Below are 25,953 nucleotides of genomic sequence, written 5' to 3' on the forward strand. Positions count from 1 at the left end.
TAGGCCTTTTCAGGGTAATCTAGGGGAGTTGACCCATAAGCTGCTTGCTAAACTAGCACCTGATCTGAAAGGAGTTTTGCTGAATGAACGAGACAAAGAATAAACTGGAAGAGCAGATTGAACAAGTTCTCGACGCTAATAAAATTTGTTCGTTTGCCACGGTTGAAGGAACGAAGCCGAAAGTCCGTTATATGGCGCTGCATCATGAAGGGCTGACCCTGTATCTAACTACGAATCGGAAGACGGATAAAGTGGACGAGGTGAAGGACAATCCCAATGTCCATATCCTGGTCGGATATGATGGGAGGAAGTCCTCTGACATTTTGCAGATTCAAGGGACAGCGACGATAAGCAAGGATAATACGCTGCGTGAAAAGCTGTGGACAGACGAGATGGCAAAGTGGTTTGACGGTCCGCAGGATCCCAACTACGTCGTCCTCGACATCACGCCTTCGTACATGGAATATATGAATGGTGAGGCTGAAACGCAGATCTGGAAGGGGTAAATATACGTTTTCCTGAAAAAACCATTGACCACAGGTGAGGTTCAATGATACGATTGAAAAAATTTACCTATGGATCGATGAGGAGGAAATTGTAAAGTGGCTACGTATTACTTGGAACCATCCCGCACATTCAGCGAGTTTCTGTTAATTCCTAACCTGACAACAAAGGCTTGTACACCGGCGAATGTTAAGCTCAAAACACCGCTTGTCAAGTTCAATAAAGGCGAGGAGCCTGCAATCTCGCTCAATATCCCGTTTTCATCTGCTGTCATGCAAGCCGTATCCGATCATGGAATGGCGATTGCTTTGGCGCGTTGTGGCGGGATTTCATTTATTTTTGGCTCGCAGTCGATCGAAGAGGAAGCACAGATGGTACGGAAAGTGAAAGGGTATAAGGCTGGCTTCGTCGTAAGCCGCTCTAACTTGACGCCCGATCATACATTAAGCGATGTGCTGGCATTGAAAGAAGAGACGGGCCATTCCACAGTAGCGATTACGGACGACGGTACAGCGAACGGCTTGCTGCTGGGTATTGTAACAGGTCGTGATTACCGCAAAAGCCGTGACCCGCTGGATCGTCCGATTCGTGAGTTCATGACGCCTTTTGATAAGCTGATTTACGGAAAATCGGGAATTACTTTATCGGAAGCGAACAATTTAATTTGGGATCACAAGCTGAACTGCTTGCCGATTGTCGATGAGCAATTGAAGCTTGAAACGCTTGTTTTCCGCAAAGATTATGATGAGCACAAAGAAAATCCGATGGAACTTCTTGATGCTAACAAAAGTTATATTGTTGGTGCGGGAATCAATACCAAGGATTATAAAGAAAGAGTTCCTGCTCTCGTTGAGGCGGGAGTAGACATTCTGGTCATCGATTCCTCTGATGGCTACAGTGAATATCAGCGTGAAACGGTTCAGTACGTGAAAGAAAATTTCAATGTGAAAATCGGGGCCGGCAACGTTGTCGACCGTGAGGGCTTCCTCTACCTCGTGGAGTCTGGTGCAGATTTCGTGAAAGTAGGAATCGGTGGCGGTTCGATTTGTATCACACGGGAACAAAAAGGGATTGGCCGCGGTCAAGCTTCCGCCATCATGGAAGTCGTCGAAGCCAGAGACGAGTATTTCAGAGAAACAGGGACGTACATTCCGATCTGTTCCGATGGTGGTATTGTGCATGACTACCACGTTACACTAGCCTTAGCTATGGGCGCTGATTTCGTGATGCTTGGCAGATATTTCGCCCGTTTCGATGAAAGTCCAACCAGAAAGCTGAAGGTAGGCAACAACTTCGTGAAAGAGTATTGGGGCGAAGGCTCCAATCGTGCCCGCAACTGGCAGCGTTATGACACAGGCGGCAAAAGCAAGCTTTTATTCGAAGAGGGCGTGGATTCCTATGTCCCTTATGCGGGTAGCCTCCAAGAGAACTTGGATAAAACTCTTGGCAAAATTAAATCCACCATGTGCAACTGCGGATCACTTACTTTGGATGAGCTGAAAAGCAAAGCGAGAATTGCGCTTGTTTCGGCAACCAGCTTAGTAGAGGGCGGCGCACACGACGTTATTTTAAAAGAAAGCTCCCTGTCGGAAGAATAGACGGTATTCCTAAATAAAAAGCGCTCCACCACATCGATTGGATGTCGGTTGGAGCGCTTTTTGTATGCCATTTACGGCTGGCTGTTGCTTGATGGGTATTAAGGCAAGTAGCTGCGAATTACCGTCATGTTTCCTTCTAACGCATAGCTGCCCAGGTCAGCCGGAAGCAGGAAGCAGTCGCCTGGCTTGGTGGAAATGGTGCCATCTTCCCATTGAAGCGTGCCATTTCCGTCAGCAATGACGAGAATCACGAAGCTTTCAGGTGATGTGCTAAGCTCCCACTTAGGTCCTACCAAACCTTTTTCCACGATGAAAAATGGAGACTTGGCTAACGTTAACCATGTGCCGGTTTCGCTCAGGTTTGTTTTCATGCGCGTGGAGCCTGAACCTTCATAAGCAATGACGTTCAGTGAATCTTCAATATGAAGATCGCGCGGTTTGCCATCCAGTCCCGGACGGTTGTAGTCATACAGACGGTAAGTCGTATCGGAGTTTTGCTGAATCTCCGCCACCAATACGCCAGCGCCAAGCGCATGAACAGTACCGGCAGGGATGTAGAAGGAATCGCCGGCTTCTACAGGAACTTCCTGCAGGCAGTCCAAAATACGATTCTCGCTAATGGCTTGCGCTAAACTTTCACGTGTAACGCCTTCCTTCATGCCATATATAATTTTGGCGCCGGGTTTGGCGTCTAGGATGTACCACATTTCGGTTTTGCCTAACTCTCCCGCGGCCAAATGTTCGTAGTGATCATTGGGGTGAACTTGAACGGACAGATCGTCTTCACAATCCAAAAGTTTAATCAGGAGTGGAAAACGTCCGTTTTTTTCGGAAAAGCCTTTAGTGCCGAATAACGTTTTACCGTATTTTTGGCGGATTTCGTCCAACCCAAGACCTTCGAGCTCTCCGTTAATAACTTTCGTTGTTCCGTTCGGGTGATCGCCGATCATCCAGCCTTCGCCAATTGCGCCTTCCGGCAGCTGAAATCCAAACTTCTCCAGGGCTCTGCCTCCCCAGACGCGTTCTTTCATTTCAGGTTGAAATTGAAGCGGGTATGATTTCACTGCTATCCCTACTTTCTCTCTATGTATTTAATAGGTAGTAAAGGAGTAAACCTACTACTCTCCTAGCATTATACCATGGGTCTATCTTTTTTCTAGAGCCAAGAGATAGGGGGCATGCGCACTAGTATTCATAAATTGGTAGCGAAGCACCTGATAAGCTGCAAGCGGCAGCTGCTGTGCCCAAGCTTCGACGGCTGCAGCTTCTTCGGATCCGCCGTCGTGCCCGCTATAGAGCACGATGGTTACAATGCCGCCTTTGCGAAGCAGGCGGAGCGCGGCTTCCAAAGCAGGAAGCGTCGATTCCTGCTTCGTGATCGTTGCCGGATCGGCGCCAGGGAGGTAGCCGAGGTTGAAGGTGACCGCGGCCACCTTGCCGTGGCGGTCCTCCGGCACAGCCGTCTCCATGAGCGCATGGCTGCATAAGCTCATGTGCACAGAAGAAGATGCGTCCGGAAGTTCTTTCTCCAGACGCATCTTCGTTTGATCCAGCGCTTGCTGCTGGATGTCAAAGCCGTACACGCGGCCGCGGCGTCCCACCAGCTTCGCAAGGAAGACGGTGTCAACGCCGTTGCCGAGTGTCGCGTCAATGGCGGTATCGCCTGGTTGAACATGCTGGCCGATTAGTTGATGAGCATAACCTAAAACAGAAACAAAACCCATATGAAGAAAGCCTCCATGCTGTTGTGCTGGTGAGCGACAGTTATTTTTTGGCTGCCAGCCATGAGGCCAGCGTTTCGATCTCTTCAGCCTTTAAGGCTTTCTGGAAAGGTGGCATATCGCCACTGCCCTTGATGATTTGCTGCACAATCTCATCTTTGGTTTTACGCGAACCGACCTTCGTCAGGTTCGGCCCGAAGTCTCCTTCAAGGCCAGCCCCGTGGCAGGCCATGCAGTTGTTCTTGAACAGCGCTTCAGCCTGCGCTGCGCTTGTAACACCGGCATCCGCCGTAGCCTGCGGCTTCGGGGATGGCGGAGGCGCCTCGCTTGCAGGCGCAGGCGTTGGTGTTGACACCGGCGTCGGCTTCGCCGTAGCCGACGCCACTGGCGGCACAGCGGTTGCTGCCGCTGCGCTAGGTGTCGCAGCCGCTGCGCTAGGTGTCGCAGCCGCTGCGCTAGGCTGCTGCGTGCTGCTTGCCGCCGGCACTGGCGTGGCCGGCGTTGTTGATGCAGCCGCTGGCGTGGCGGCGGCTGTTGGTGTCGCCGCCTGCGCCGCGGAGGCAGGCGTGGCACTTGCCGTCACGGACGGTGACGGCGATACAGAAACCGGCGCCGCTGTTTCGGGCGCCGCTCCGCATCCTGACAGGATTAGCATGAACCCAACAAAAGCTGCTCCAACCCTTTTCTTCATCGCACCCATCTCCTTCATATAAGCTCTCACTATATAATAGGAAACGGTTCAAAATCGAAATGGGTTTGATCCCAGCCGCTATTTATTTGTTGGACTTGCCTTTCCAATACTTGCCTTGCCATGTATTTCTTTCTGCTAATAGTTTATCGAAGCTATTTAGCACTTCCCACTTCTTAAGGCTCCACATTGGCCCTATCAGCAAATCGCGAGGAGCATCTCCGGTTAGCCGATGAACGATCATTTCCGGTGGCAGAAACTCGAGTGTATCGACAATGAGCTTCACATACTCGTCTTTTTCAAGAAATTGGAGCAGTCCGGCTTCATATTGTTTCACCATAGGTGTTTTACGCATTAAATGAAGCAAATGGATTTTGATGCCTTGCACATCCATTTGAGCGACTGCTCTGCCGGTGTCCAGCATCATGTCATGGGTTTCCCCAGGCAATCCGTAAATAATGTGCGCACACGTGCGGATATTATGCTTCCTGAGTTTAGCCACAGCATCCAAATAACACTGAGTGTCATGTGCGCGGTTGATCAGCTGGGACGTTGATTCATGAACGGTCTGCAAGCCCATTTCGACCCAAAGATAGGTTCGCTGGTTCAGCTCGGCCAAGTATTCAATGACATCATCCGGCAAGCAGTCGGGCCGCGTTGCAATGGATAAGCCTACTACGCCTGGCTGCTGTAAAATGACTTCATAATACTCGCGCAGTTGCTCCACAGGTGCATACGTATTCGTATAAGCTTGGAAGTAACCGATATATTGGGCATCCGGCCACTTTTGATGTTGGAGATCTCTGATCTTGTTAAACTGCGTAACGAGATCGTCGCGGCGGCTTCCGGCGAAATCGCCGGAGCCTCGGGCACTGCAAAACGTGCAGCCGCCGGTTGCAATATTGCCGTCGCGATTCGGACAAGTGAAGCCTGCGTCGAGCATGACTTTAAACACTTTGCCGCCGAACGCTTCGCGCATTTCATAATTCCATGTATGGAAACGTTTATCCCCCCAGAGCTGAGGCGATTCTTGTATGATTGTAGACATCAGATTAGAACTCCTTTCCTTCCACCCTATTGTAGCGAAAAATAAACATGAAAGCGACCCCTGCCTTTCCACCAACTTCCCATTTAAAAGAGGGCTTATCGGAGCATGATAACTTTGCATGACGATCATATGCCGAGAGGGGAAATGAAAAAGTGAAAAAGTTTCGTACAGTGACATTGGCGGTAGCTTTAACGACAGCATTGAGCTTTGGGGCAGTTGGGGCGCACGCTAACATGAGTACACCGACAATGAACGCTCATACGGGTACTTCAGGGACTATGGGGACGGGGACTACGACAACATCGGGCTATTCGGGCAGTACTTATGACGCTACGACGGGGACTAGCGTCGGAACAGGCTTGTTGAACGGAACGGGGACGATGACCAACACGAATACGTACAACGGAGTTACAACTCCAATTACAAGTCCAAATGCTGTGGCTCCAACTACTAATCCACACAGATATGATGGCTTGTACAGACCAGACGGAACAACGACTAACACGTATACGGGAAAAAGCACGGGTACTGGCGTGTTAGGTCAAATCAATGGCTATGGCAATAATCTCATGGACCGGATGAGCACAACAAGCACAACAGGAACGAATCGCGGCAATTATGATACGTCATCTTATCGCGCTTATGCGACCACGTCATCTGACAAGAGCATGAACTGGGGATGGCTTGGATTGATAGGGTTAATAGGGTTAGCAGGATTAAGAGGTGGCAATAGAAACAGAGATGAGAGTTACAAATAACGAATGAACAATGGACGCCTTCCTGATGGAGGGCGTTTTTGTTGTGTAGGCGAAGTTTACCCATAATAGGGCCAGGGCTACATTGCATTATATACAACAAAAATGCTTGATTTGACGGCGAATGTTGTCTTTCGTTGCACAAAATACATCGATTTGTTGCGAAAAGGTGAGATATAAGCAGTTTAGTGCTTATATCGTTGTATGAAGTACAACATAAGGGCGGGCTAAGGCCCAATTACAGCTAAATGATTGTAAAAAATACAACATAGAACGCTGCTAACGGAATCTGGCATGAGTCTGAATAAGCTTTTTTATGTTATTCTCATGATCTGCCATTCATAAAGCTATCTCTTTAAACCGAAACTACTTTATCGAGAGACACCTTGTCTGTTGAACTTACTTACTGTGAAGAAGTTCAATTCCCTTTGATTTTTTCCCAAGAATGGTCTATGATTTGTATTCGATAGCTTGTACGTGTAGGAGGCAAATAATAGATGCGGTTACGGGGAAGAAAAGGAATTCGAGAAGATATTGAACGCCAGAAAGAACTCGTTGTTCTTAATGCCAAAGATTATAAGGGCAAATGGGCGGAGTTATTTGGCAATAATAACCCTATTCATGCTGAGCTTGGGATGGGGAAAGGGCGTTTCATCAGTGAAATGAGCAAGAAATACCCCGATATTAATTTCATTGGCGTCGATATGTATGATGAGCTGATCCGCAAAGCGAGTGAGAAAGCGAAGATCGCTCATGAGATTAATACCGAGGAAGAATCAGAATCAGTGAATAACATCCCGAATTTGAAGCTGATGCTGTTCAATATCGAACATATTGAAGAAGCTTTTGCTGAAGGTGAACTGGAGCGGGTGTATTTGAACTTCAGTGACCCGTGGCCGAAGAAAAAGCATGCCCGGAGACGTCTGACACATCCAGGTTTTGTGGCTAAATATCAGCAAATTTTGAACGCAAACGGCGAGATTCATTTGAAAACAGATTCGCAGTCACTATTTGAATTCTCGTTGAATTCTTTTGCCGATATGGGTTTAAGAATGCGCAATATTTCTTTGAACCTACATGCTGAGGGGTTCCACCCGGATCATGTCATGACGGAATACGAAACCAAATTCGCCACAAAGGGTATGAACATCCATCGTTGTGAAGTGGTGATTGGTCAGGACGTGCTGGCCGCTCATCTCGATCAATTGAACAAGGCGAAAGCTGAATAAACTCATCGTTATCTCGCCATAAAAAACCAAAAAAGAGGCTCCCCTTCGTCATTTGATGACTTTAGGGGCAGCCTCTTTGTACATTTAATGATAGGTTAGCCCATCACTTGCAGAATAACCTCTGAACAATCCGCTGAAGGCGTGTTCATTCGTTGACGGTAATTCCATACGCGTCTGGCCTGGACATCCGTATAGCGGCTGACGAGCATCGACAACCAGTTCGAGATCGTATCGGCGGACCGGATAGGTTCACCGAATCCTTTTTCGGTAAAGTAGTGCACATTCTCTTCCTCTTGTCCCGGGATCGGATCGTAGAACAGCATCGGAATGGACTTAGCAAGACCTTCTGAACAGGTCATTCCACCTGGCTTGGTAACCAACAAGTCCGAAACTTCCATTAATTTGTCAATGTCTGGCGTAAATCCGAGCAGGCGGATGTTCGGGTGCTGATACCGTTCGTCCGCGGAGAGTTTCGCTAATATTTTGGCGTTATTTCCTAGGCAAAAGATGAACTGCACGCGGTCTCTCCAGGCAACGAGATGCTCGCTGAGCGAATCGCCCCCTATTAGACCCCAACCGCCGCCCATGACGAGTACTGTTGGCATCGCGGCTAATTGGAACTGCTGTCGGATGATGGCTTTATCGTGCGCTACACGGAAACTTGGGTGGACAGGGATCCCTGTAATTTCGACCTGAGCCGCGGGGATTCCCCGACCAAGCAGCTTATTTTTGACATCCTCTGTCGAGACCATATACTTATTCACTTCACGACTGACCCATGTTCCGTGTACGTCATAATCCGTAATGACGGTGCACAGCGGAATGGCAAGGCCGGCTCGTTTGAGCCGAGACACGACGACGCTGGGAAAAGGGTGCGTGCAGACGATTGCTTGGGGAGCCCAGTTCTGGATAATCTCCGCGGTCTGTGCGTAGAAAATGCGGTGCAGTGCTAATTGCGTCAACGGATTTAACGATTTCTTGTACTGAGAGCGGTATAATCGACCATAAAGTTTGGGATTTGTGGTCAGCGTCTTTTTGTAAGCCTGGATAATCCATGGCGCAATAGTCGGATGCAGGAAAGACCCCAGTTCTAATACACGTGTTTCAATCGTTGTGCATCGCTTTTCTAAGCTTACTGCGAGCGCATAAGCTGCTTGCGTATGACCTGCTCCGAAACCTTCGGAGAGGATGAGAACCCGCTTTTTACCCTGCCCAGCATCCATTCATTTTACCCCCATAGAGCTACAGTTGTTAGTGCTGCTGCCGTACCGATCAAACTGCCGACGAAACAATCGGAAGGATAATGCAGCCCAAGATAGATACGTGATAGACCAACGATAAATGCAAGCGGCAAAAGAATGATTCCCAGGATAGGCATGGCTGCTATAAACGGAATGATGATCGAGAAAATAGCGGTTGTATGTCCGGACGGAAAAGAATGATCCGTTAATGGATTTTTATACGTAATCGTTTGAGGATGTACGAGATAAGGGCGGAGCCGCGGATATTTCTTTTTAATGATAGCAACTGGTATATGGCTGATGGTTAAGGCGATTAGAGCTTGAATACCAGCGGTTTGCAGTGCTCCTTGCCCAAATAAAGCACAGCAAAGTGAAATCACGATCGTCGCCGTAGCTCCTCCTAAATGCGTAATTCTAGAAAAGAAATGATCGAGGAAGAAGTGCTGAATACGTTGATTCACAAAGTGGAACATGCGTGTTTCATGATGCTGAAGCCAGTTCACGACTCTGCTCATGAGTAGTAGCCTCCTTCGAAACTTGAGATATCTGTTATTTCAAATTATATAGATCATTTATTAAAAGGAGATTAACGCAGTAATAAATTTTTAGAAATATACGTTTACACTTTTAAGGTCGGGTAAAAAGAAGTAATGATGGAAATAATGGTAGAGTATTCCTTTTATTTTACCCTAAATGTCGAAGTGCTATCCCGTTCCATTGGGCCTAGAACGATTGTTTTGTAACCCCTTTCAAATTGGGATTTATTGGATTTGATGTCGACGTTGCGCGGTTCAGGCTGAAAATGCCCGAAAGAAAGTCAGTGCTTAGGTCGTATGGCATCGACGTTGCGAAGTCCGTTATGCTGTAAGTCGGGCGTTATGGTGCTTGTGAATGAGTTTTTCCGATGACGGACTCTCTGCGTGGAAACCCAGCGAATGTTATGAAGGATACCTCTGAAAAGCTCACAGGAACCGTTGCTTGATTGAACCCGGCAAAAGTTGTCAGGGGAAGCTCGGGTGAATTATAATAAACCCGAAACACATGAGGGGTTGCTGGTTGGTCTAAATGGTGAACTTTTTGTACACAATAAAATGAAAAACGTTGAAAACAGGACTTTAACGATCTGATTTCAAGCACATACGGCAAAGTATGTGTCCGTTCCCCTTAAATCTCTGAGAACTGGCTATTTTTCGGTTTTTGTAGACTTTGACAAATAGGGGGAAAGAGAGGAAAATCAAGAACGGTTAATTCACCTGTACATAATTGCGCACTATGCGTATAAAAAGATAGCTTGTGTGCATAAACAAAAAGGGGGACTTTGCTTCATGCTTGACAAGATTGTGCTTACGTTTCAGATTGGCTTGGCGCTCGTCGGTGCGTATCAGTTTTTTTTAACATTCTTCGGATGGTACCGTCCAAGAAACAAACAGAAATTTGCGCCGCAAAAATCGTTTGCTGTCCTGGTTGCAGCTCATAACGAGGAGCAAGTCGTTGGCGCATTGATCGAGAATCTGAAGTCTTTGGATTACCCCAAAGAGCTCTATGACATCTTCGTGATTTGTGATAACTGTACGGATAACACGGCTGCAATTACGCGCAGTCATGGCGTTTATGCCATGGAGCGTCACAACCCGAATCTACGAGGCAAAGGTTATGCGATTGAATGGATGCTGAAGGAGCTTTGGAAGCGCGAACGCCAGTATGACGCGGTGGTCATGTTCGATGCCGACAATCTCGCCAGCCCGGACTACCTGATTCACATGAACAATGATCTTTGTTCCGGCTCCAGAGTTATTCAGGCTTATTTAGATAGCAAGAACCCGAACGATTCTTGGGTTACTGGCTCCTACGCAATTTCGTATTATTTTGCAAACCGTTTCTGGCAGATGCCCCGCACGAACTTGGGCCTTGCCAACTATTTAGGCGGTACGGGCATGTGTTTTGAGTCCAAGCTGTTAAAGCAGATTGGATGGGGAGCTACCAGCCTGGTTGAGGATTTGGAGTTCTCGATGCGTTGTATCAAAATGGGAATTAGACCGACTTACAATTACGAAGCGTTCGTTTACGATGAGAAGCCGCTTACGTTCAGAGCATCTGCCAAACAGCGTCTGCGCTGGATGCAAGGACACTTTGACGTGGCCAAGCGTTACTTCTTCCCGCTATTGTGGCAAGGTATCAAAGAAGGCAGTTGGACGAAGATTGACGCGGCTATTTACTCCGCTAACGTATATAACTTCTTCTTCGGAGCGATTATCACCGTGCTGCTGTGGATCAAATCCATAACGCCGGGCTGGTCCGAAACACCGATGCTTGCTGATATCAATCCGGTTTTCTTTAACTCTGTGAGTTTTGCCATTTTCGTGCTGCTGCCAATCTCTATGATGATTGAGAAGGCGCCGCGCCAAGTGTATAAATATTTAATCTTATATCCTGTGTTTATGGTCTCTTGGTGGCCGATTACGTTCTTTGCGTTCTTTACGCAAAACAACAAGCAATGGAGCCACACGGAGCATACACGCGTCATTCGCCTGGATGAAATGAAAAGTAAACAAGTCAGTTGACTTTTCTTCACCGAGATGATATTATACTTCAAGTAAAAGCAGAAGCGCCCGCTTCTCACCTGACCAACTACGCTGTTGGCTGGTTTGAATGAATCATCATGAATGCTCAATAGGTTGCTTAAACCTGTTATTGATGAAGATGTGGGCCGTTACCGTGCCCACATCTTTTTTATATTGGATAGAGGTACATACTTTCTGGAGGTGGAACACTATTAGCAAAGACCATATGATTAATGATGAGATTCGTGTGAAGGAAGTACGCCTGATTGGGGCGGACGGAGAACAACTTGGCATTACGCCGATTCGCGAAGCTCTTCAAATCGCACAAGACGCGAACCTGGATTTGGTAAATGTGGCACCAACGGCGAAGCCGCCGGTATGCCGCATTATGGATTACGGTAAATTCCGTTACGAAACACAGAAGAAAGAGAAAGAAGCTCGTAAGAACCAGAAGATCGTGGATATCAAAGAGATTCGCTTAAGCGCGACAATTGATGAGCATGACTTCCAAACGAAGCTTCGCAATGCGATTAAGTTCCTTGGCGATGGCGATAAAGTGAAAGCCAGCGTCAGGTTCCGCGGGCGCGAAATAGCGCACTCGGAGATTGGTCGCAGAGTGCTTGAACGTCTGGCTACTGAAACAGCCGACATTTCCTCACAGGAGCGCGCTCCTAAGCTTGAGGGAAGAAGCATGATCATGATCTTAACGCCAAAGGCAACAACCTAGGCGGTATACTAAATTAGGAGGAACAACACACCATGCCGAAAATGAAAACACACAGCAGCCTGAAAGGCCGTTTCAAAATTACTGGCACAGGCAAAGTGATGAGATACAAACAAGGTAAGAACCACTTGCTTTCCGGTAAATCATCCAAGCAAAAACGCGTTTTGTCCACGAACCCAGTAATGGCTCCTGGCGATGTACGTCGTTTGCAACAACAACTGACACTAATCAAAGGTTAATTCTTTAGCATTCGAACATTATTTATACATCCCAGGAGGTAGTTAACAATGGCAAGAGTCAAGGGCGGATTTATTCGCGCTCATCGTCGTAAGAAAATTTTGAAATTGGCAAAAGGTTATTTCGGTTCCAAACACCGTTTATTTAAAACAGCTAAAGAGCAAGTAATGAAATCTTTAGTGTATGCTTACCGTGACCGTCGCCAAACGAAACGTAATTTCCGCAGACTGTGGATCACTCGTATCAATGCAGGCGCTCGTCAAAACGGCTTGAGCTACAGCAAATTGATGCACGGCCTGAAATTGGCTGGTATCGACATCAACCGCAAAATCTTGGCTGATTTGGCTGTAAATGATGCTAAAGCGTTCAACGATTTGGCAACAGCTGCAAAAGCAAAAGTAAACGCGTAAGCTTGGCTTCGCGTACAGGAAGCTTGTCCCCGCAAGGGGGCAAGCTTTTTTTATTTTAACACGCATTCTCGCGGGGGGCTGGGGTGTCCTCTGAAGGTGGATTTTTCTTGAGCTTGCGGAATAAAATGGCGATGAACATAGCGAGAGGGAGCAGAATTTGAAAGATGGGGAACAGCTTAACGCTCACGGCAAGACCTAACCAGATGTGATAGGTGTAGTTAGGTTCAAGAAAGGAAGAGGCGAATATGACAGAGCCGACTATGCAGATAGAAACCTTGGCTCTGCAGCCTGTGAGCTGGGAAACCCCATAAGAGGCCGCCCAAAAGAACGCTGTGAGTTTCACGAATAAGCCGAGAAAAAGCAGCAGGGTCACGAAGACGTCCAGCCGTTCAAAAATATCGCCAACCTGAATTAACTGCACGGTCTGCAAAAAGGGCAAGGTGCTGTTGCCAATTAAGGAAGGGCCAAGCACCAACACATTTATCATATTCATCCCAACGAGAAATACCGCTACTCCAAGATAGGTGAAAATGCTGATGCGTTTCACTTTATTGCTGTCTGCCATAAGGTGCCAAAACATCAGAAACACGACCATTTGGCCAAAGGGGAAAGAGACCAGGTCGGGAAAAGCCGCCGTTAGGATTGGCTTGAAGCCCTTTTCCATAATGGGTTGTATACGCTCAAGCTTGACTAATTTGGAACCAAAAATGAGGAGACAAAGGATGCTATAGCTAAAAACTATCGGCAATATTAAACTTTCGGCAACGCGGCAAAAGGTTTCAATGCCCATAATTATCGTATAGGCGGCCAGCAGGATGACGAGCAGCATGACGACAAATTTGGGTGTTCGCGTGAGCAGGGTGACGCTTGTGATTTCGCCGAAGTCGCGCACGTTTCTCATGGATTCATAAGCAAAGTAAATAAGAAAGCAGCAGCTTAGCATGCCGCCTGCTATTTTGCCGAAGCACATCCGCATTAAGAAGATGAGAGACTGATCCGGCGCGATGCTTTGGATATAGAGGAACATTCGCAGCAGGATTAAGCCAATGATTGCCGCGACGATCATAGCAACCCATGAATCCTGTTTCGCTTTACTGCCAATGGCAAATAAAGGCGTGCTGCCGATTTGGAAAAGAATAATCATAACGGCAATTTGGTAGTTGCTGATTCGTTCCATGCGGTTAGACTCCTTCTTCTTCCGAGTGCCATTAGCGATTGTCGATCTCAATAAGCTGCTTAACGGACTTGCTGTTCATGCCGATGTTCTCAATGTCGATTTGGAAAGATGACTCCATCTGGATTTGGGCAAAATATTCTTCCCAGTCTGGCTTTAACTTCTCCCACGCTTTCGGATCCTTTCGATGGATAAGACCTGCAAATCCAAGAACATCTGCTTTCATGCTTTGGGCTTTACGTAAGGAAGTCGACATAAGCTCCGAGATTGTTTCTCCGATGAGCTTCTCCATCTCACGACTGCCTTCCGGCTTTGAGGCATCAATCACACACCCATTTTCAAGCAGTTGTCCGCTAGCTTTTACCGCAGCTTGGATGATCCACTTGCCTTGGATATTCACGGGGGTCAGTTTGGTTGAAGCCTTGGTAATACGTATGGCGGAGCGAGATTTCTCACTTTTCTCCGAGCACCCGAAAAATAAGGTGGACTGATTGATCTCTCCTTTAAGCCAGCTGAGTCCGTAACCTTCATGTCCAGTCATCCAGCCGACGAGCTTATCTTTTTGAAAAACGCCAATGCGCCCCATTTTGAGCTTGGTATCGAAATTGGTGCTCTTTAAATTTTCAATCGAGGTCGATTCGATACCCTTGCCTGAGATAAACACTTCAGGGATGGTGGAGTAGCCGGAATCGCTAGCCATCCTCATCGCGAGCTGATAAAGCATGACTTGTTTAAGGTTGCCATCGGTTTTGTCCTCGTTAAGCACCATGTTTCTTAACGCTGCGCCTGGAATTTTTTCAAGCGGTAAAATTTGCTCCAGGATTTTTCGTCCTTCGTCTCTGCTCACGAGCAAGCTTACGGTTTCCCTGGAATTCGCGCTTCTTAAATAAACGTCGATGATGGGAGAAATGCCTTTCCGAGCTGCACTTTCGCCAATGACCACGACTCGGTTATGAGCGAAGAACATCGTACGAGGCATCTCTAAACTGGCTCTTTGAACGGCAGATTGGATGGAATCTCCGTTCGTTGAGAACACCAGTACAGGAGCCTGCTGAATCGCCATTCCACCTGTGCTGGAAATGGACTGAGGGATGACGACTTGATAAGAGACCTTCCAGTGATCATTCTCCCAATCGACGGCGGTTGCTGCGGTGATGGCGATCTTATTTAGTTCAGTCCGGTCCCAACAGCTCGTGCATAAGCAGCAAATAACGAAAGAGATCAGGCTTGTCAACACCACTCGGCGCTTGGTTCGCATGCATCCAGTCTCCTCCGTGCGCAGTTATTTTTTCTTTGGATTTTTTGCTGTTGGACGCTGTCTATAAACGTTCTTGGTCAGTACCAACGGCCTCGTGATTAACTTCCACCATGGAAGACGAATGAAGATATCTTTCACATTGGATGGAATAAACGGAGAAATTGGTGCCATATAAGGAAGTCCGAACGATTTAATTGAACACATGTGAATAAGAATGAACATACAGCCGAATAAAATCCCAAACAATCCGAGTAGACCGGCAAGCAGCATAAGCATGAAGCGGATCAGCCTTGCTGCTACAGCCAAGTTAATCGCGGGCGTGACAAAATTGGAGATGGCTGTAAATGACACGACGATCACCATCGCTGCAGACACGAGACCGGCTTGTACGGCAGCTTGCCCGAGGACAAGCGCGCCTACAATGGAGATGGCGGGCCCGACAACGCGGGGCATCCTCACCCCTGCTTCCCGTAGCACCTCGAATGTGATCTCCATCAGGAACGCTTCTACAAGCGCGGGGAAAGGCACGCCTTCCCTTTGCGCAGCGAGGCTGATGAGCAGTGTTGTGGGCAGCATCTCCTGATGGAACGTGGTAATCGCGATATAGAGAGACGGGAGCAGCATGGAGACGAAAAAAGATGCGTAGCGGATCAGACGCACGAAGGATGCGATATCATATCGTTGGTAGTAGTCCTCACTGGATTGCAGGAACTTAAAGAACGATACGGGAGCCATTAAAGCGAAAGGAGTACCATCGACCATAATGATGATTTGTCCTTCAAGCAAACCGGCTGCTGCAGTGTCAGGTCTTTCTGTGTTTAACATGGTGGGAAAAGGCGTATAACCCTTATCCTCGATAAATTCCTCGATATACGCACTCTCCAGAATGCTGTCCGTATCAATAAGCTTAAGCCGTCTGCGTGCTTCATTCAGCACTTTTTCATTGGAGACGCCATCGAGATAGGCCAAGATGATCTCAGTCCGGGTGTAACGGCCAATCTTCATGCTCTCAAAGCGAAGATCAGCCGACTTGATTTTTCTGCGGAGCAGAGTCAAGTTTGTTCGAATATCCTCCGTGAAGCTTTCCTTCGGTCCCCGAATCACGGTTTGCGATTGGGGTTCTTCGATCGCTCGTTTCTCCCAGCCGTTCGTGCAGGCGAAAAAGGCTTCGTCGAATCCATCAATCAAAATAACCGTGCTGCCCTCTAAAATGGCATTCAGCAGCTCACTGTCATATTTGGCTTCATAGATCTCGCCAACGGAAATGGTTTGCTGCAGGATTTCGTGAACTCCGCAATATTGCTCGCTTGTCTGCTCAGTTGCTTGAACATTTAATAAGGGCTCTATAAGGTGCTTATGGATAGATTCTGATTGGACAAGCCCATCTATGTAGAGTAAAGCAACGGAGAGGTGATCCTGAGTAACCTGCACATCGAGCAGGCGAGTAATGAAGTCTGGAGAATCGCCAAGCGCTTCTCTCAGTCTCGAGATGTTCGTATGCAAATCGGTTGCTAAAGGGAGAGCGGGTTGCAGAGAAGATGTCATCAGCGAAGCCCTCATTTCCTGAATTGGTAGTATATTCCCTCACTTTCGTTTGTTTTATTCGATATGCTATTGACTAATGCTCCGGGGATGCATATAATAATCTCTAATATCATCTTAACGGATGGTGTTCACGAATAAATCGGCTATGAAGAGGAAGAAGTCATAAGGGCACTTATGCGCAGAGAGCGTTGGACTTGCTGAAACCATCGCCTTAATCCCTTACGTACGAAGTCACCTCGGAGCTGTTTTCCTGAAGACTTACGGCATTGTCTGTAAGCACTAGGGAGAATCGGAAAAGCACACGTTATCGTGCTGAGGGTATTGTTCTATGCGAACATACCTGCTAAGGCTGTATGCTGTGAGGCATGTAGCAAATTTGGGTGGTACCACGGAAGCTTAAACCCCTTTCGTCCCGTTTAACACGTTACGTGCGTGTACGGGATGAACAGGGGTTTTTCTTATTGTCTAAGAAAGCTCGAAGTATAACATGGACTTATTTTTTGAGAGGAGGATCACAATGAATGTTCAAACTGAACCAAAGAGGTCGAAAGAAGAACTGATTGACAAGCTGATGAAGCCGGACCTGATCACAGGATCTGAGATTTTGCTAAGAAGCTTATTGCTGGAGGGTGTGGACTGCGTCTTTGGATATCCGGGCGGCGCTGTTCTGTACATCTACGATGCGATGCATGGCTTTTCCGATTTTAACCACCTACTGACAAGACATGAGCAAGGAGCCATTCACGCTGCCGATGGATATGCACGTTCCACAGGCAAGGTTGGCGTATGTATCGCTACATCAGGACCGGGGGCTACGAATCTCGTCACTGGGATAGCTACCGCCTATATGGATTCTGTTCCACTCGTTGTTATTACAGGGAACGTTGCAACGAACTTTATCGGTACGGATGCTTTCCAAGAGGCAGATATTACGGGGATTACGATGCCGATTACGAAACACAGCTACTTGGTTCGTGATGTAGAAGATCTGCCGCGCATCATTCATGAAGCGTTCCATATTGCGAACTCAGGTCGTAAAGGTCCGGTTCTCATTGACATACCAAAGGATGTCTCCGCTCATAAAACGATATTTAAGCCGGTAACAGAAGTAAATATCCGCGGCTACAACCCGACTGTTCAGCCTAACAAGCTGCAAGTTGACAAATTACTTAAAGCGATCGAAGAAGCTGAACGTCCAGTGATCATCGCAGGTGGCGGCGTTGTTTACTCAGACGCTTCCAAAGAGCTGATCGAGTTCGTGAATGCTACGCAAATTCCGGTAGCGACTACGCTTCTTGGACTCAGCGGTTTCCCAAGTGCCCACGAGCTATGGCTTGGAATGCCGGGGATGCACGGAACGTACACGGCGAACACAGCCATTCAGAATGCGGACCTCCTGATTTCCATCGGTTCGAGATTCGATGACCGTGTGACAATGAACTTGGACGGTTTTGCACCGAAGGTGAAAACAATCGCACATATCGATGTGGATCCTGCGGAAATCGGCAAGAACGTGAAAACGGATATCCCGTGTGTTGGCGATGTGAAAGCAGTTCTTGCTTTAGCGAATCTTAAAGCGAAGCCTGCGAAAAGCGAAGCTTGGATTGCTGAAGTTCAAGCGAACAAAGAGAAATTCCCGCTCAAATACGGTGATACGGAAACAGAATTGAAACCACAATACGTGGTTGAAATGATCAGCGAAACGACAAACGGTGAAGCGATTGTTACAACTGACGTTGGTCAGCACCAGATGTGGGCTGCTCAGTTCTACAAATTCAAAAACCCTCGCTCCTTGGTAACGTCCGGTGGACTTGGTACGATGGGCTTTGGATTCCCATCCGCGATTGGTGCTCAAATGGGGAACCCGGATAAACTGGTTGTATCCATCAATGGCGACGGCGGCGTTCAAATGTGCGCGCAAGAGCTTGCGATCTGTGCAATTAACAATATTCCGGTGAAAATTGTTATTTTGAATAACCAAGTACTTGGCATGGTTCGTCAATGGCAGGAAATCATTTATGACAACCGCTACAGTCATATTGATTTGGCCGGCAGCCCTGATTTTGTGAAGCTTGCTGAAGCTTACGGCGTGAAAGGCCTGCGTGCCACGACGAAGGCAGAAGCAAGAAAAGCTTGGCAGGAAGCGCTTGATACACCTGGACCGGTCTTGATTGATTTCGTCGTACCAAAAGGAGAGAACGTGTTCCCGATGGTTAAAGCGGGCGATACAATTAGCGACATGTTAATGGGGGATTCGGAATGATGACGACAACTAAACATACAGTTTCCGTACTCGTAAACAATCAGCCTGGTGTTCTGCAGCGAGTATCCGGTTTGTTCGGACGCAGAGGCTTTAATATCGAAAGTATTACTGTAGGGGAGTCCGAAGAACTCGGACTTTCCCGGATGGTTATTGTAACAACAGGGGATGACAGCACTTTGGAGCAAATTTCCAAGCAGCTGTACAAGCTGATTGATGTCATTAAAGTCATCGACCTCAGCTCCAACCCGATGGTCGCTAGAGAATTAGCACTTATTAAAGTAAATGCTGAACCTATCATGCGTCCTGAAATACTCGGAATTGTCGAAACATTCCGTGCCGCGGTTGTCGATATTGGTCCATCTTCAATTATCGTGCAAGTTGTCGGAGATTCAGATAAAATAGATGCTATGGTAGAGTTGCTTCGTCCATACGGTATCCGTGAGCTCTCCCGTACGGGAGCGACGGCGATGATTCGGGGTTCAGTTAAATAAAGAATAGTCAACAATGTGAAAAAGTAGGGAAAGCCTCCTTGAGTGGGGCTTTGAGCGATAGACTCTTTAGCGCTTTAAAAGGCTAGTTGTTCAGGGTTAATCGTTGAAACACCCACTCAAGGGGTAGACATTACGGATTCATCATATCAAAGGAGGATTTATACGAAATGGCAGTTACTACTTACTATGAAAAAGATGCAGACTTAGCGGTACTTAAAGGCAAAACGATTGCAGTTGTTGGTTATGGTTCCCAAGGGCACGCACAAGCGCAAAACTTGCGTGACAGTGGTTTGAATGTAATTATTGGTCTTCGTGAAGGCCGTTCTTGGAACGCAGCAAAAAATGACGGTTTCGAAGTTGTATCCGTTGAAGAAGCAGCAGCACGCGCTGATGTCATTCAAATCTTGATGCCGGATGAAACACAAGCTCGCGTATACCGTGAGTCCATTCAACCGAACATGAAAAAAGGCGCAGCTTTGATGTTCTCCCACGGCTTCAACATCCATTTTGGTCAAATCGTAGCTCCTGAAGGTACAGATGTATTCTTGGTTGCTCCTAAATCCCCAGGTCACATGGTACGTCGTACTTATGTTGAAGGCTTCGGCGTTCCTGGTCTGATCGCGATCGAGAAAGACGCTACAGGCAATGCAAAAGCAATCGGACTTGCTTATGCGAAAGGTATTGGCTGTACTCGCGCAGGAGTTATCGAAACTTCCTTCCGTGAAGAAACAGAAACGGATCTGTTCGGTGAGCAAGCTGTTCTTTGTGGCGGTGCATCTGAACTGGTTAAAGCAGGTTTCGAAACATTGGTTGAAGCTGGTTATGCACCTGAGATGGCTTACTTCGAGTGCTTGCACGAGTTGAAATTGATCGTTGACATGATGTATGAAGGCGGAATCTCCTCCATGCGCAGCTCCATCTCCAACACAGCGGAGTATGGTGACTACGTAACAGGACCTCGCATCATCACAGCTGAAACGAAAAAAGAGATGAAAGCTGTTCTTGCTGACATCCAACAAGGTAAATTCGCTCGCGACTTCATCTTGGAGAACCAATCCAACTTCGCGTTCATGAACGCAACTCGCCGCAACGAAGCTCAACACCCAATCGAAGTTACGGGTGCTCAATTGCGCGAAATGATGCACTGGATCAAAAAGTAATGTAATGCCTTATTGAATCATATAGTTATTCATCCCACAGGGAGTGATTGCGGAGAATTTCCCAGTCACTCCCTGTGAATACTATGTAGACGAGTAAAAATTAATCTGTAAATTTTTAGAACCTTCCCTGAAATGCCAAGTGGAGGGCTCAGTGTTTGTCGGAGAAGCGTAGCGTTTGTATTTGAAAACGTGTCCCGACTTTTTGTTTTATTCAAATCAGGGGACACGGTTTCAAGGAACGATCGGAGACAAATACGGAAGAACGGAACGGTCAGCAGTTAGGGTAAGGTTGTAACTCATTTACAAAGAATCTTTTAGGAGGTGACCATGGTGCGCAAAATCTACATCTTTGATACAACGCTCAGAGACGGAGAACAATCGCCAGGCGTGAACCTGAACACACAGGAGAAGGTCGAAATCGCGCTTCAACTAGAGAAGCTGGGTGTCGATCGGATGGAGGCCGGCTTCCCGGCTGCATCACCTGGTGACTTGGCAGGCGTTAATGCCGTAGCGAGAGCGATTAAGAACGCCTCTGTAATCGGTCTGTCCCGCTCGAAGGAGACGGATATTGAGGCTGTCCGTGAAGCGCTGCAGGGCGCTCAAGACCCATGCATTCATTTGTTCCTGGCGACGTCCCCGATCCATCGGAAGCATAAGCTGAAGATGGAAAAGCACCAAGTGCTGGAGACAGCGGAAGCTGCGATTAAATATGCGAAGAAGTATTTCAGCAAAATCGAGTTTTCACTCGAGGATGCCGGACGTACGGAGCTTGATTTCATCGCAGAAGTAACAGCAATGGCGATCCGCGCCGGCGCTTCGGTCGTGAATATTCCCGATACAGTCGGTTATATGACACCGTACGACTATGGGAATATTTTCAAAATGCTGAAGGACACAGTCCCAGGCATTGAGAAAATCCAACTGAGCGCGCACTGCCATGACGATCTTGGCATGGCGACGGCTAACGCGCTAGCGGCGGTTCTGAATGGTGCCGATCAAATCGAAGGCACCATCAACGGCATTGGCGAGCGAGCAGGGAACACCTCGATCGAGGAAGTTGTGCTGGCGCTGGAAACACGCCAGGACTTCTACCAAGCGAAAACTTCGCTTGTGTTGAACGAGATCTACCGTACCAGCCGTTTGGTCAGCAAGCTGACCGGCATGGTGGTGCCAGGCAATAAAGCGATCGTCGGCGCTAACGCGTTCGCTCATGAGTCCGGCATCCATCAGGATGGGATGCTCAAAGAGAAAACGACCTACGAGATTATTTCCCCGGAGACCATTGGGGTCAAGGAAAGTAAGCTCGTGATGGGTAAACACTCCGGCCGCCATGCGTTCCGTGAGAAGCTGATCGACCTCGGCTACGACCTCGCAGACGAGCAAGTGAACGTGGCGTTCGGTAAGTTCAAGGATTTGGCCGACCGCAAGAAGCAGGTGGAAGACGAAGATATTCGTGCGCTGATCGAAGAGAAACTGATCGAAACGCCGGAAATTTTCGCTCTTGGCACGCTTCAAGTGGCCTACGGCAATCAAATGACACCGACAGCGACGGTGCACGTTCGTTTCCAAGACGGCGGCGAAGTGACGGAAAGCGCTGTGGGTAATGGTTCTGTTGATGCGATTTACAACGCCATTGACAAAGCGACAAAGGAAGAAGTCGAGCTGGATGACTACTCCATCAAGTCGGTCTCTCACGGGAAAGATGCGCTCGGGGAAGTGCATGTCGTTCTGAAACAGAACGATGTGTCCGTTCAAGGACGCGGTATCTCGACAGATATTCTGGAAGCAAGCGCCAAGGCTTACCTGGACGCGGTGAACAGACTTATTGATAAACGCAAAACCCCAACAAGCAATAGAAGCAACGTTACGTTGATTTAATAACCCTAAGTCCACGGGACTACTAGATAAGCACCTCACCTCCAAGCTAGAGGAGGGGTGCTTTCTACAAATGCGAAAGGATGCGTCCATTTATGAAATATCGATTTTCTAAATCGCTAGAAGGTTTCTCATCCTCGGCGGTAAGAGAAATTCTGAAGCTGACACAAGGCAGCTCGATTATTTCTTTTGCCGGCGGATTGCCAGCGGAAGAGTTTTTCCCATTGGACGCGGTGAGCGATGCGTTTAAACGAGTTGTTGGCGGCGGGAAGTCAGCACTGCAGTATGGATTAACCGAAGGGTACAAGCCGCTGCGCGAATCCTTAAGCAAACGTATGGCTGCCAAAAACATGCAAGTCACGCCAGACGAGATGCTGCTAACGACAGGTTCTCAGCAAGCGATTGATTTGTTGACGCGCGTATACATTGATGAAGGCGATGTCATCTTGGTCGAAAGACCGACTTACTTGGCGGCGATTCAAGTTTTTCAAGCTAAAGGAGCGAAGATTTACTCCGTAGATAGCGATAACGACGGTATGATTCTTGAGGATTTGGCTGCCAAGGTTGCTGAGCATAATCCGAAGCTGGTTTATGTGATTCCGACATTTTCGAATCCCGCAGGCCGTGCGTGGAGCTTAGAGCGCCGTCAAGGATTGCTGAACATTTGCCGTGAAGCAGATGTCCTGATTCTTGAGGATGACCCTTATGGTGAAATTCAATTCGATGAGAATGAAACGTATCCATCCATTTTCTCGCTTGGCGGTAAAGCCGAAGGCGGTAATGTGGTGTACACGAGCACCTTCTCCAAAACGGTAGCACCTGCTTTCCGGACAGGCTGGGTGATGGGGGATGAGACGCTTATTCGTCAAATCGCTCGTTTCAAACAGTCGGCGGATTTGCACTCCAGTACGATTGATCAGCAAACCCTGTATCATCTGCTTGAGCATTTCGATCTTGACGCGCACATCTCTTTGATTCGTGAGCAATATTTGGACCGGATGAAATTCATGTCGGGTCTTTTGAAAGAGTTGAATTGGCCGGGTCTGAAGTGGGAAGAACCAAAGGGCGGCATGTTCATCTGGGTGGAACTTCCACCAGGTATTCGCGCAGAAGATCTGCTGAAAATTGCGGTAAAAGAAGGCGTAGCTTTTGTTCCGGGGTCCACATTCTATGCGGAGAACCCACAGTACAACACGATGCGCCTGAACTATACACACACAGATCGTGAGAACACGATTCTTGGTATGCAAAAACTGGCGAAAGCCATGGAATCTTACCTACAAAGCGTATAAAAAGAAGGGACTATCCCGAGAGTAGATGCTTCTACTGTTGAGATAGTCCTTTTGTTATTGGCATGCGACATGGCTGCGAATCTAAATTTGATGAAAACTTAATCATTTAACTGGATCGGGGAACCAGATCTAACAAATTAAACATGGATGGTACAATTCCTTCGATTGTATGATGAAGCAGTTCGTTGTCTTTATATTACATGCGAAAGGGTGTTCAGAATGAAGCTTCTGGTTCTGATCCATGTGCTTTCAGCCATCATCGGGGTTGGCCCGACGTATTTCGCTCATGTGCTTCTTAGGAAAAATCAATCGCTGGATGAACTTCGCTCGTCTTTACGTGTAGGAGCACGGCTTGAGATTTTTCCGAAAATAGGAGGATCACTTGCTGTATTGACAGGATTACTGCTGATTTGGCTGGGCGATTACGGCTCCTTCATGCAAATTTGGCTGTTCGGATCGCTGGTTGCTTACGTGTTGATTCAAATTATTGCTATTGGTTTCGCTACACCCTATCAGAAAAAGCTCGGAGGTTGGGTACTCGATCCAGCCAATCAAAAGGCTTCGAACTTGCCAGCCGAGCAGCTCATGCAATGGATAAAGGCACGCAAATATTTCTATGGTGCATCGGCTATTGGTCTTATTTTGTTCATTTTTATGATTGTAAAGCCTAGTTAGTGAAAGGTAAAAATAAACGTGAATTTGTATAAAACAGAGCGGTAGTAAGGACGTAAAAAACTCCTAGACTACCGCTCTGTTTTCCAATTGTAAATTACGACTTAACGATCTGAGCCAGCGCTTCACGGATTGGCGTTGCCGGGCGGCCGAGCAGCTTCTCGAAATCATCGCTTTCGATCTCAAGCGTACCTTCCCGAATACCTTGTTGAATACTTACAAGGATAGGGACAACGAAGTCGGGAACCCCTACGCCTTTCAAAATATCCGCATAAGTGGCATCATCGACTTGCTGCACAGAAACTTCCTTGCCTAGCACTTCACCAAGTGCAGATGCGAGCTCATCTTGCGTGTGTAATTGACCTGAAAGCTCATAGGTTTTATTCTCGTGTCCGTTCCCGACTAACACAGCCGCTGCCGCCTCCGCGTATTCTTGCTGCAGTGCCCAACCCACCTTGCCAGAACCGGCAGAGGTCACCCAAGGAGTTCCAGCCATCACGCCTTGAATACTCGACAGTTCATTCTCCAAGTACCAGTTGTTGCGCAGGAAGGTATAAGGAATGCCGGTTTTGACGATAGCTTCTTCTGTTGTACGGTGCACCGGGGCCAGGAAATTGGTGCTGCCACTTGCATTAGCTATGCTGGTATAGGCAATAAATGTAACGCCAGCATGCTCTGCAGCAGCTACAGCATTGTTGTGCTGGCGAATTCTTGTTTCTGTATCTCCATCCGCCGAGATGATTAATAAGCGATCGATCCCTGCAAAAGCAGTCTGCAAGGTTTCTGGACGATCAAAATCCCCCAGGCGAACATCTACGCCGCGAGTACGCAATCCTTCGGCTTTCTCCGGATTACGGACACTCACAGCCAGTTGACTTGCCGGTACTGTTTTCAACAAAACGTCTACTACTCTCGATCCCAATTTTCCTGTTGCGCCTGTGACTAAAATTTTCATGTTCTTATCCTCCTAAAATTATGTGTTGTAATCATCTTCGTTATAACAATAATTGTTACAACTTATATATAAAATAAAAGCTCTCTATATGGAGCTCTTACTTATTTGAACTTCTCGGTAAGTTGACTCAAAGTCGTCTGTGACAGCCTGTGTTCCATAGCGGATTGAGCCTCGCTGAGCTCCGACTGAAGAACGGATTCAATGTTCCTCCCGACAGGGCACCCCTCATTCGGATCTTCATGAAATCGGAATAACTGGTTATCTTCAATGACGTGTACAGCCCGGTAAATATCCAGAAGCGTAATGTCTTCCGGTGTTTTGAGCAGAGAAGCGCCCCCAACCCCTGGACGTACTTCCACTAATCCTGCCTTTTTCAACAAACCCATAATTCTTCGGATAATCACAGGATTGGTATTCACACTTCCCGCAATGTAATCACCTGTACAGTCCTCACTCGAACTGACTGCAATCAGGGAAAGTGTATGTACAGCGATTGAAAAACGAGTACTGATTTGTTTCAAAATCATTCACCACCGTTGTAACCATTATAGT

General features: G+C 47.5%; 25 protein-coding genes and 1 other annotated feature. Of the genes, 14 read left to right on the top strand and 11 right to left on the bottom strand.

Annotated elements, in window-relative coordinates; genetic code table 11:
* Positions 1 to 83 precede the first annotated feature (83 nt).
* Positions 84 to 506 carry a pyridoxamine 5'-phosphate oxidase family protein gene (locus tag ACUN27_RS05415; RefSeq protein ID WP_315953927.1) on the top strand — a complete coding sequence of 141 codons (423 nt, stop codon included), beginning with the start codon at positions 84 to 86 and terminating at the stop codon, positions 504 to 506.
* A 96-nt stretch (positions 507 to 602) separates the two neighbouring features.
* Entirely contained in the window at positions 603 to 2,102 is a 1,500-nt protein-coding gene (locus tag ACUN27_RS05420) for an IMP dehydrogenase (RefSeq protein WP_315953928.1), read from the top strand.
* Between the two features lie 98 nt (positions 2,103 to 2,200).
* Here the strand turns inward: ACUN27_RS05420 and ACUN27_RS05425 are convergent, their stop codons facing one another.
* The 4 genes from ACUN27_RS05425 to ACUN27_RS05440 form a co-directional block, all read right to left on the bottom strand.
* Entirely contained in the window at positions 2,201 to 3,166 is a 966-nt protein-coding gene (locus ACUN27_RS05425; protein ID WP_315953929.1) for a type I phosphomannose isomerase catalytic subunit, read from the bottom strand.
* Positions 3,167 to 3,247: 81 nt separating this feature from the next.
* Positions 3,248 to 3,826: a class I SAM-dependent methyltransferase gene (locus ACUN27_RS05430; RefSeq protein ID WP_445558527.1), complete on the bottom strand. Its 579-nt coding sequence runs from the start codon at positions 3,824 to 3,826 to the stop codon at positions 3,248 to 3,250.
* 40 nt (positions 3,827 to 3,866) lie between these two features.
* On the bottom strand, positions 3,867 to 4,514 hold the full coding sequence (locus ACUN27_RS05435) for a c-type cytochrome (RefSeq protein WP_445558528.1): 648 nt from the start codon (positions 4,512 to 4,514) through the stop codon (positions 3,867 to 3,869).
* 82 nt (positions 4,515 to 4,596) lie between these two features.
* Positions 4,597 to 5,559: a TIGR01212 family radical SAM protein gene (locus tag ACUN27_RS05440; RefSeq protein ID WP_315953932.1), complete on the bottom strand. Its 963-nt coding sequence runs from the start codon at positions 5,557 to 5,559 to the stop codon at positions 4,597 to 4,599.
* A 152-nt stretch (positions 5,560 to 5,711) separates the two neighbouring features.
* Here ACUN27_RS05440 and ACUN27_RS05445 point away from each other — a divergent pair, with 152 nt between their 5' ends.
* Positions 5,712 to 6,317 carry a WGxxGxxG-CTERM domain-containing protein gene (locus ACUN27_RS05445; RefSeq protein WP_315953933.1) on the top strand — a complete coding sequence of 202 codons (606 nt, stop codon included), beginning with the start codon at positions 5,712 to 5,714 and terminating at the stop codon, positions 6,315 to 6,317.
* A 494-nt stretch (positions 6,318 to 6,811) separates the two neighbouring features.
* Entirely contained in the window at positions 6,812 to 7,543 is a 732-nt protein-coding gene (gene trmB / locus ACUN27_RS05450) for a tRNA (guanosine(46)-N7)-methyltransferase TrmB (RefSeq protein WP_326059314.1), read from the top strand.
* A 95-nt stretch (positions 7,544 to 7,638) separates the two neighbouring features.
* Here the strand turns inward: trmB and ACUN27_RS05455 are convergent, their stop codons facing one another.
* Both ACUN27_RS05455 and ACUN27_RS05460 read right to left on the bottom strand, forming a co-directional pair.
* On the bottom strand, positions 7,639 to 8,766 hold the full coding sequence (locus ACUN27_RS05455) for an MGDG synthase family glycosyltransferase (RefSeq protein WP_315953935.1): 1,128 nt from the start codon (positions 8,764 to 8,766) through the stop codon (positions 7,639 to 7,641).
* Positions 8,767 to 8,771: 5 nt separating this feature from the next.
* Positions 8,772 to 9,299: a phosphatase PAP2 family protein gene (locus ACUN27_RS05460; protein ID WP_315953936.1), complete on the bottom strand. Its 528-nt coding sequence runs from the start codon at positions 9,297 to 9,299 to the stop codon at positions 8,772 to 8,774.
* 810 nt (positions 9,300 to 10,109) lie between these two features.
* On the opposite strand from ACUN27_RS05460, the gene ACUN27_RS05465 reads away from it, so the two are divergent.
* The 4 genes from ACUN27_RS05465 (at position 10,110) to rplT (ending at position 12,716) form a co-directional block, all read left to right on the top strand.
* Positions 10,110 to 11,345, top strand: a complete 1,236-nt coding sequence (locus ACUN27_RS05465) for a glycosyltransferase family 2 protein (protein WP_127455516.1) — start codon at positions 10,110 to 10,112, stop codon at positions 11,343 to 11,345.
* Positions 11,346 to 11,375: 30 nt separating this feature from the next.
* Positions 11,376 to 11,521 (top strand) — a sequence feature (ribosomal protein L20 leader region).
* Positions 11,522 to 11,571: 50 nt separating this feature from the next.
* The gene (gene infC / locus ACUN27_RS05470) at positions 11,572 to 12,072 is read left to right on the top strand and encodes a translation initiation factor IF-3 (protein WP_127455517.1); all 501 of its coding nucleotides are present in this window, start codon (positions 11,572 to 11,574) and stop codon (positions 12,070 to 12,072) included.
* A 32-nt stretch (positions 12,073 to 12,104) separates the two neighbouring features.
* The gene (gene rpmI, locus ACUN27_RS05475; protein WP_145658092.1) at positions 12,105 to 12,308 is read left to right on the top strand and encodes a 50S ribosomal protein L35; all 204 of its coding nucleotides are present in this window, start codon (positions 12,105 to 12,107) and stop codon (positions 12,306 to 12,308) included.
* Positions 12,309 to 12,356: 48 nt separating this feature from the next.
* Positions 12,357 to 12,716, top strand: coding sequence for a 50S ribosomal protein L20 (gene rplT, locus ACUN27_RS05480; RefSeq protein WP_127455519.1), 360 nt, complete (start codon positions 12,357 to 12,359; stop codon positions 12,714 to 12,716).
* A gap of 55 nt (positions 12,717 to 12,771) precedes the next feature.
* Here the strand turns inward: rplT and ACUN27_RS05485 are convergent, their stop codons facing one another.
* From ACUN27_RS05485 to ACUN27_RS05495, 3 genes are read right to left on the bottom strand one after another with little or no spacing between them, the layout of a single operon-like run.
* A complete protein-coding gene (locus ACUN27_RS05485) occupies positions 12,772 to 13,893 on the bottom strand; it encodes a GerAB/ArcD/ProY family transporter (RefSeq protein ID WP_445558529.1) in 1,122 nt (373 codons plus the stop codon).
* 31 nt (positions 13,894 to 13,924) lie between these two features.
* Entirely contained in the window at positions 13,925 to 15,148 is a 1,224-nt protein-coding gene (locus ACUN27_RS05490) for a Ger(x)C family spore germination protein (RefSeq protein WP_315953938.1), read from the bottom strand.
* Between the two features lie 24 nt (positions 15,149 to 15,172).
* Positions 15,173 to 16,693, bottom strand: coding sequence for a spore germination protein (locus ACUN27_RS05495; RefSeq protein WP_315953939.1), 1,521 nt, complete (start codon positions 16,691 to 16,693; stop codon positions 15,173 to 15,175).
* 517 nt (positions 16,694 to 17,210) lie between these two features.
* Between ACUN27_RS05495 and ilvB the strand changes: the two genes are divergently transcribed.
* The 6 genes from ilvB to ACUN27_RS05525 all read left to right on the top strand — a co-directional run bounded on the left by ilvB (position 17,211) and on the right by ACUN27_RS05525 (position 24,449).
* Positions 17,211 to 18,956, top strand: a complete 1,746-nt coding sequence (gene ilvB / locus ACUN27_RS05500; protein ID WP_315953940.1) for a biosynthetic-type acetolactate synthase large subunit — start codon at positions 17,211 to 17,213, stop codon at positions 18,954 to 18,956.
* A complete protein-coding gene (gene ilvN, locus ACUN27_RS05505) occupies positions 18,956 to 19,447 on the top strand; it encodes an acetolactate synthase small subunit (protein ID WP_127455556.1) in 492 nt (163 codons plus the stop codon). The genes ilvB and ilvN overlap by 1 nt, the downstream gene beginning before the upstream one ends.
* Before the next feature lie 167 nt (positions 19,448 to 19,614).
* On the top strand, positions 19,615 to 20,607 hold the full coding sequence (ilvC, locus tag ACUN27_RS05510; RefSeq protein WP_127455524.1) for a ketol-acid reductoisomerase: 993 nt from the start codon (positions 19,615 to 19,617) through the stop codon (positions 20,605 to 20,607).
* A gap of 330 nt (positions 20,608 to 20,937) precedes the next feature.
* Positions 20,938 to 22,485, top strand: coding sequence for a 2-isopropylmalate synthase (locus ACUN27_RS05515; protein ID WP_181646652.1), 1,548 nt, complete (start codon positions 20,938 to 20,940; stop codon positions 22,483 to 22,485).
* 92 nt (positions 22,486 to 22,577) lie between these two features.
* On the top strand, positions 22,578 to 23,774 hold the full coding sequence (locus tag ACUN27_RS05520; RefSeq protein WP_445558530.1) for an aminotransferase-like domain-containing protein: 1,197 nt from the start codon (positions 22,578 to 22,580) through the stop codon (positions 23,772 to 23,774).
* Between the two features lie 219 nt (positions 23,775 to 23,993).
* On the top strand, positions 23,994 to 24,449 hold the full coding sequence (locus ACUN27_RS05525; RefSeq protein ID WP_315954024.1) for a DUF2269 family protein: 456 nt from the start codon (positions 23,994 to 23,996) through the stop codon (positions 24,447 to 24,449).
* A gap of 94 nt (positions 24,450 to 24,543) precedes the next feature.
* On the opposite strand, the gene ACUN27_RS05530 is transcribed toward ACUN27_RS05525, so the two are convergent.
* Both ACUN27_RS05530 and ACUN27_RS05535 read right to left on the bottom strand, forming a co-directional pair.
* Entirely contained in the window at positions 24,544 to 25,401 is an 858-nt protein-coding gene (locus ACUN27_RS05530; protein ID WP_445558531.1) for an SDR family oxidoreductase, read from the bottom strand.
* A 101-nt stretch (positions 25,402 to 25,502) separates the two neighbouring features.
* Positions 25,503 to 25,922: an Rrf2 family transcriptional regulator gene (locus ACUN27_RS05535; protein ID WP_379173350.1), complete on the bottom strand. Its 420-nt coding sequence runs from the start codon at positions 25,920 to 25,922 to the stop codon at positions 25,503 to 25,505.
* Positions 25,923 to 25,953 lie beyond the last annotated feature (31 nt).

This window comes from Paenibacillus sp. WC2504, from assembly GCF_052682475.1.